1 protein-coding gene is annotated in these 866 nt (G+C 75.2%); it reads left to right on the forward strand.

Going from position 1 to position 866, the window contains the following annotated elements:
* Window positions 1-866, forward strand: an 866-nt coding sequence (locus BHU15_RS36590) for an NAD(P)-dependent oxidoreductase (protein WP_069631027.1), incomplete at both ends; no start/stop codon positions are given.

Below are 866 nucleotides of genomic sequence, written 5' to 3' on the forward strand. Positions count from 1 at the left end.
GAAGTAGCTGTACTCGGCGCGGGCATCATGGGCGCCGCGATGGCCCGCAACCTCTGCCGGACCGGACACGCCGTCCGGATCTGGAACCGTACCCGCGCGAAGGCGGAACCACTGGCGGCCGACGGGGCGCGGATCGCGGACAGCCCGGCGGACGCCGTACGCGGCGCCGCCGTCGTCCTCACGGCGCTGTACGACGGCGCCGCCACCCTGGAGACCATGACGGCGGCGGCCCCCGGGCTGCGGCCCGGCACCCACTGGCTCCAGTCCACGACGGCCGGCCTCGACGGGCTCACCCCGCTCGCCGCACTCGCCGCCGCCCACGGACTGGTCTTCTACGACGCGCCCGTGCTCGGCACCAGGGGCCCCGCGGAGCAGGGCACACTCACCGTCCTCGCCGCGGGGCCGCAGGAGGGGCGGGAGGCCCTCACGTCCGTACTGGACGCCGTGGGCTCGCGCACACTCTGGGTGGCCGACGACGGCACGTCCGGGGCGGCGACCCGGCTCAAACTCGTCTGCAACAGCTGGGTCCTGACCCTCACGCACGGAACGGCCGAGGCACTGGCCCTGGCCGACGGGCTCGGCGTCGACCCCCGCAGCTTCCTCGACGCCGTCGCGGGCGGCGGGCTCGACTGCGGCTATCTCCGCGTGAAGTCGTCGGCGATCATGGGCGGCGACTACACACCGAACTTCGCCCTCACCACGGCCGCGAAGGACGCCCGGCTCATCGTGGCGGCGGGCGAGGCGAACGGCGTACGGCTGGACGTCGCCGAGGCGGGCGCGAACCGCTTCGCCCGCGCCGAGGCGCAGGGCCACGGCGAGGCGGACATGGCCGCGACGTACTTCGCCAGCTTCGACGACCGCGGCGC

This window comes from Streptomyces niveus, assembly GCF_001723055.1.
Classification (GTDB): Bacteria; Actinomycetota; Actinomycetes; order Streptomycetales; family Streptomycetaceae; genus Streptomyces; species Streptomyces niveus.